Origin of the sequence: Streptomyces sp. 8L (assembly GCF_020176795.1) — a bacterium.
In the GTDB taxonomy this organism is placed as follows: Bacteria; Actinomycetota; Actinomycetes; order Streptomycetales; family Streptomycetaceae; genus Streptomyces.
The window spans coordinates 1-5,785 of sequence record NZ_JAIUKE010000607.1 but is presented as its reverse complement, the minus strand read 5'-3'; the positions used below and the strand labels follow the sequence as shown (position 1 = coordinate 5,785).

General features: G+C 73.7%; 5 protein-coding genes. 1 reads left to right on the top strand and 4 read right to left on the bottom strand.

Annotated features, from left to right (window positions below; all coding sequences use genetic code 11):
- Window positions 1-180 precede the first annotated feature (180 nt).
- Window positions 181-2,022 carry a gamma-glutamyltransferase gene (gene ggt / locus LCE31_RS35605; RefSeq protein WP_225021968.1) on the bottom strand — a complete coding sequence of 614 codons (1,842 nt, stop codon included), beginning with the start codon at window positions 2,020-2,022 and terminating at the stop codon, window positions 181-183.
- Window positions 2,023-2,219: 197 nt separating this feature from the next.
- Here ggt and LCE31_RS35600 point away from each other — a divergent pair, with 197 nt between their 5' ends.
- Window positions 2,220-2,984 (top strand): hypothetical protein, encoded by a 765-nt coding sequence (locus LCE31_RS35600; RefSeq protein ID WP_225021966.1) that lies wholly within the window; start codon window positions 2,220-2,222, stop codon window positions 2,982-2,984.
- 549 nt (window positions 2,985-3,533) lie between these two features.
- Here the strand turns inward: LCE31_RS35600 and LCE31_RS35595 are convergent.
- The 3 genes from LCE31_RS35595 to pcp form a co-directional block, all read right to left on the bottom strand.
- Window positions 3,534-3,974 (bottom strand): DUF6278 family protein, encoded by a 441-nt coding sequence (locus LCE31_RS35595; RefSeq protein WP_225021964.1) that lies wholly within the window; start codon window positions 3,972-3,974, stop codon window positions 3,534-3,536.
- Window positions 3,975-4,060: 86 nt separating this feature from the next.
- The gene (locus LCE31_RS35590; protein ID WP_225021962.1) at window positions 4,061-5,119 is read right to left on the bottom strand and encodes a DUF2891 domain-containing protein; all 1,059 of its coding nucleotides are present in this window, start codon (window positions 5,117-5,119) and stop codon (window positions 4,061-4,063) included.
- Entirely contained in the window at window positions 5,116-5,757 is a 642-nt protein-coding gene (gene pcp, locus LCE31_RS35585) for a pyroglutamyl-peptidase I (protein WP_225021960.1), read from the bottom strand. Before pcp ends, LCE31_RS35590 begins: the two co-directional genes overlap by 4 nt.
- Window positions 5,758-5,785: the final 28 nt, after the last annotated feature.

The window sequence follows — 5,785 nt, the reverse complement described above, 5'->3', positions numbered from 1 at the left end:
GCCAGGTGGTCCAGACAGTGCCGTACGACGTCCCCGGCGCGCGCCCCGGCCGGCACACCGGCCAGGGTGAGCAGACCCGGGCCCGGGCCCCCCCGGGGGGGGGGCGGGGCCCGGGGCGCGCCCGGGGACACGGACGCGCCCCCGGTCCACCGTTACCGCGGGCGCGCCCCGGCCCCTCCGTTACTGCGGGCCCGCGCGGTGGACCACCATCGCGGAGCCGCCGCCCCTGCGGACCTTCTCCGCCGCCGCCTGCCACCTGCCGTCGGGCAGGTGCTCGACGCCGGTGGCCGCGCCGATCTCGTCCAGCTCGGTGAACCTCTGTCCCAGCGCTTCCAGCTGGGAGCGCAACGGGCTGTTCCACAGGGCCGGTTCGAGTTCCGTCGTGGCCGCGTTGCGCTGGCTCGCACGGGGCGCGGCGATCGCGTCCACCAGCGGCATGCCCCGGTCGACGCGGTTCGTCAGGGTCTGGAGGACGGTCGTGATGATGCTGGCCCCGCCGGGTGAACCGATCGCGAAGACCGGCCGGTGCCGCCGGTCGAGGACGATGGTCGGCGAGATCGAGGATCGCGGGCGCTTGCCGGGGCCCGGCAGGTTCGGGTCGTGCACGGCCGGGTCGGCGGGCGTGAAGGAGAAGTCGGTCAGCTCGTTGTTGAGCAGGAAGCCCCGGCCCGGCACGGTCATCGCGCTGCCGCCGGTCTGCTCGATGGTGAGGGTGTACGCGACGACGTTCCCCCACTTGTCGGCCACCGTGAGGTGCGTGGTGTTCTGCCCCTCGTACGGGGTGGGCACGGCCTTCCCTGCGTTCGCGCACGGCGCGGGGTGGCGCGGGTCGCCGGGTGCCAGCGGGCTGGTGAGCGCCCGGCTGTCGCTGATCAGGCAGGCGCGGGAGTCCGCGAAGCGCTGGGAGAGCAGGGCGGTGGTCGGCACGTCCTCGTAGGCCGGGTCGGCGACCCAGCGGCCGCGGTCGGCGAACGCGATCCGGCTCGCCTCGATGTAGTGGTGCAGGTACTGGACGGCCGAGGCGTCCTTGAGATCGGTGTTCTCCAGGATGTTCAGGGCCTCGCCGATGCTGGTGCCGCCGGACGACGAGGGCGCCATGCCGTACACGTCGAGGCCCCGGTAGGACACCTCGGTGGGCTTCCTGAAGACCGTGCGGTAGCCCGCGAGGTCGTTGGTGGTGAGGTCGCCCGGGCGTACGTCGCGGGTGGTACCGGGCGCGACGGGCGGCGTGCGGACGGTGCGCACGATGTCGCGGCCGAGGTCGCCCCGGTAGAGGAGCCCGATGCCCTGGCGCCCCAACTCCTGGTACGTACGGGCCAGATCGGGGTTCTTGAGGGTGGAGCCGACGGCGGGCGGCGCTCCGCCGGGCAGGAACAGCTTCGCCGTGTCGGGGAAGTCGGCGAACCGGGCCGCGTTCGAGGCGGTCTGCGACCGGAAGGTCTCGTCCACGGTGAAGCCGTCCTCGGCGAGGTGCTCGGCCGGCTTCAGCACCTGTCCGAGCGGCCTGCTCCCCCAGGCCCGCAGCGCGCTGTCCCAGGTGGCGGCGGTGCCGGGGGTGCCGACGCTGCGCCCGCTGGTGACGGCGTCGTCGAACGGCAGGGGCTTGCCGTCCTCGTCGAGGAACAGCCCGGAGTCCGCCGAGGCGGGGGCGGTCTCTCGGCCGTCGACCGTGTGGACCGTACGGGATTTCGCGTCGTAGTAGACGAAGTAGCCGCCTCCGCCGATGCCCGCCGAGTACGGCTCGGTGACTCCGAGGGCGGCGGCCGTCGCGACGGCGGCGTCCACGGCGTTGCCGCCCGCCTTGAGGACCTGGATGCCCGCGGCGGTGGCGTCCGCGTCGACGCTGGCCACCGCTCCCCCGTACCCGGTGGCGACCGGGGTCTTCGCCGGGGCCTTCGGATGTGCGGCCGACGGCGGCGCCTTGGGATGTGCGGCCGACGACGGGGGCGCCGCCGCGCCCGCCGTGAGCAGGGCGGCGGCCACGGCCAGGACCGATACGTTCCCTGCGGTGGAGCGGCGCATCCGTACCTCCGAAACCCCAGAAGCGGTCAGTCCGCGCAGCCTAGCCCGGGCACTCGCGATGCGTCAGGAACACGTCATCCCGCTCGGGGTCACGCCGGGCCCCGCAACCCCTTCTGGCCGCACGCCGGAAGCCGCGCCCGGTCAGCACCCTCGAAACCCTCGAACATCGGTACGGAACACCGCTAGCATGCGCGCCCATGACGGACGGCGTACGCGACATCGTGCTCGGCGTGGTGGCGGCCCTGGTGTGCGGAGGGCTCGGCTGGCTCGCCCGTACGGCTCTCTGGCGGCGCGCCCTGCGCCGGAAGCAGGCGTTCTTCGGGCTGCCCGAGCACTCGGAGTGCCTGGCGGTCGTCGGCCGCGAACCCGGTGGCGACGCGGCCGTGCACCGGCACGACGTGTTCGCGCTGCTCGAACTGTCCGCCGTGGCCAGGGAGTGCGGCGCGCTCACGCGGCTGGTCGCCCACGACGCGACCCAGCAGGGCTTCGGCGAGCGCACGGAGTTCTGCTTCGGCGGCCCCGCCGGCAACCGCAGGACCGCCGCGCATCTCGCGTCGATGCTGCCGGGCGTCGCGATCGCGGCGGACCCGGAGCCGGGCCCCGACCGCGGGGCCTTCCGCATCGGCCGGGAGCGGTACCGCGTCGAGCCGGGGGTCGCCGAACACGTGCTGCTCGCGCGGCTGACGGGCGGCCAGGGGGCGCGCCCGGTCTTCGTGTTCTGCGGACAGCGCCCGATCACCCATCAGGCCGCGGCGCGCTATCTGGCGCGGCACCACGAGCGGCTGCGCCGCAAGCACGGCGACGGACCGTTCTGCCTGCTGCTGAAGGTGGTCAACTCCCAGGCGTACGGGCCCGACATGACGGAGTTCGTCGCGGATGTCTCCCAGGCGGCGCGCGAACCGCTGCCCGCCGGCGCGCCGCCGTCCGCGCCGCGCGCCGGAGACAAAGCGACAAAAGCCTGACGCCGCGGCAGGCGCCCGCAGCCGGACGGAGAAGCCCCGGGGTTCGGGAGCCGGCCCCGTGCGCGGGAGGCCGGAAGCGGGTGACACGCGGGCAGCAGGGCCCGGAAACGAGAAGAGAGCGGTGCCCCCGCCGCGCACACGCGCGACGCGGCCCCGCCCCACGCCGAGCACAACCCGGCCGGCCCGCAGCTGACCTTCTCCCCTGAACAGAGAAGTGATCACCGGCTGCTGTCCGGTCCGGGTCATTGCCCCTGAGCTACTGCGCGCCTCGCAGCAGCATCCCTGGTGCGGCCGGGGTGCCGCCCTCGGCCACCGATCTCGACAGGGCTGAACTGCCCACCCTAGTCGAGATTCGGCCTGGAGGCCTTGCTCTGCGCCGTTGTGGCTCGATCAACGATTCGACGGCCATACGCTGCCCTACCCCATTCTCGGCTCTGTCGAGGTCAGCGCAAACTATCCACGCACCTAAGGGACTTCAGGGACGACACGCATAAATCCGGCATAAGCGCGATTTACTGCAAACTGCACACAGTTCGCCCATTCGGGGCGTCACACCTCGGCGGCCTCCGCGTATACCTGGGCAAGCTCGGGGGCGCCGGTGACCGCCCAGTCGAGGCCGGCCTCCACGACCTGGATCTCCCGGCCCGACACGAGCCGCACCACGGGGTGTCCACTGGGCCAGATGTGCCACTTCGCGCCGGGCACCGAACGGACGATCACCGTGCCGAGATAGAGGCCGGCGTCGTTGCCGAACCAGGGCAGCTCCTCCGTGTCCTCGCGCCAGCGCGGCGGCAGCTGGTCGAGCTCGGACAGCGAGTCGACCGAGTCGTCGAGCCGCAGCCCCCACCGCATCGCGTACACCCGCAGCAGCTCGCACTCCGACAGCAGCTCCGTGATCCCCTCCTGCTCACGGGCGGCCGCGGCCGGCGACGGCCTATCGCCGTCTCCGTGCCGCCTGCTGCGCCAAGTGTCCAGAAAAGGGATATTCATACAACTAAGCGTGCCACCCGTACCGGAGCGGCACCATAGGACGCGCTGCGTGTCCCCCGAACTGTGCGACGGCTGTGCCGCGCCGGTCAGACGGGGCGGTCGGGGTCCGCCGCCTCCAGCGCGAGCACCGCGAACGTGGCCAGCCAGTGGTCCGAGGTGAAATCGCCCGAGCCCAGCGCCGACAGGCCGGCCTCCAGGTGCGCCGCGGCCGTGTCGCGCAGGATGCGGGAGCGGAAGTCTCCGAGGGCGTCGGCCAGCGCGTACAGGGCGGCGGCGCGGCTGAGACACAAGCCGTGGAGGTGGCCGATCTGGCCATCGGACGCGTCGGTCACCTCCGGCGGCGCCAGCAGCACCGGCTCGCCCGAGCGGGCCGCCGACGTCAGCTCGGGCAGCAGTCCCCCCGCCCAGAGTCTGAACTCGGCGGGCTCGGCGGCGCGGCGCATCGCGTCGGCCTCCGCCAGCAGCGGCGAGAGGAAGTCCTGCCCCGAGGGTTCCCAGCGCAGGGCGCCGCCCTCGTCGCCCGCGAACCAGGCGCGCAGTTTCGCGCGGACCGGCTCGGCCAGGTGGGGGACCCCGGCGCGCTCCGCGCTGTCCAGCACCAGGCCGAGGGCGAAGGCGCTGTTGCTGTGCACGCCGTGGCGCACGGGATAGCGGGCCTTGGGCAGCCAGTCGAGGATCAACTCGGCGACGGTGCGCGCGGCGGGTGCCAGCGCGGCGGCCCACCGCCCGTCCTCGTGGGCCGCGCTCTCGGCCGTGAGCATCAGCAGCCACGCCCAGCCGTAGGGGCGCTCGAAGGAGGGGTGGGCCCGCAGATAGCCGGACTCGGCCGCCATCGCCTCGGGGGTGAGGTGCGCGTCCAGCGCCTCGGTGATCGCTCCGGCCTGGGGGGCCGACGGGCGGTAGCGGTGCAGGACCCGCATCGCGAGCCAGTGCATGTGGACGGACGAGTGCCAGTCGTACGCCCCGTAGAAGGCCGGGTGGTACGTGCGCGGCGCGACCAGCTCCTCGGGGCCCGCGAGCAGGTGGGCCGGGAAGTTCGGGTAGGCGCGGGTGATGTTGGCGACGGCGAGCCGCGCGAACGTGTCCGCGTACGAGGTGAGCGCGGCGGACGGCGCCCCGCTCGCGGGCTCGGGCGAGGCGCTCAATGCGTCGCTCCTTCCGGGACCCTGAGGTCCCTGGTGGTACGGGCGGCGGTCCGGACGATCACGGCAAGGCCGCGCGCGATGTCGGGCACGGACATGGAGGGCTCGGCCCGCCCGGCCACCTGCTCCGGCGCGTACGGGACGTGCACGAACCCGCCGCGCAGGGCGGGCCGCTCGGTGGCGATGAGATGGGCGAGGCCGTAGAAGACGTGGTTGCAGACGAAGCTCCCCGCGGTGCCGGAGACCGAGGCGGGCAGGCCCGCCTCCCGTACGGCGGCGACGCAGGCCTTGACCGGCAGGGAGGAGAGGTACGCGACGGGGCCGCCGGGCACGACGGGCTCGTCCACCGGCTGGTTGCCGGCGTTGTCGGGGATACGGGCGTCGTCGACGTTCACCGCGACGCGCTCGACGCTCAGGCCGGTCCTGCCGCCCGCCTGGCCGGTGCACAGGACCAGCTCGGGCTCGGTGTCCGCGACGGCGCCGCGCAGTTCCTCGATCGACTTCCCGTAGACGCAGCTGAGCCGGAGCGCGGTGATGTCGAGCCCGTCCGGGCGGGCGTTCGCCACCTGCTGGGCGGCGGCCCAGGAAGGGTTCACGGCCTCGCCGCCGAACGGCTCGAAGCCGGTGATCAGGACTCTCATGGATACTCCGTCCGGGTCGGGAGGGTGG

Coding starts and splice junctions, on each gene's coding strand:
- ggt (WP_225021968.1), bottom strand. CDS start 2,022: ATGCGCCGCTCCACCGCAGGGAACGTATCGGTCCTGGCCGTGGCCGCC.
- LCE31_RS35600 (WP_225021966.1), top strand. CDS start 2,220: ATGACGGACGGCGTACGCGACATCGTGCTCGGCGTGGTGGCGGCCCTG.
- LCE31_RS35595 (WP_225021964.1), bottom strand. CDS start 3,974: ATGAATATCCCTTTTCTGGACACTTGGCGCAGCAGGCGGCACGGAGAC.
- pcp (WP_225021960.1), bottom strand. CDS start 5,757: ATGAGAGTCCTGATCACCGGCTTCGAGCCGTTCGGCGGCGAGGCCGTG.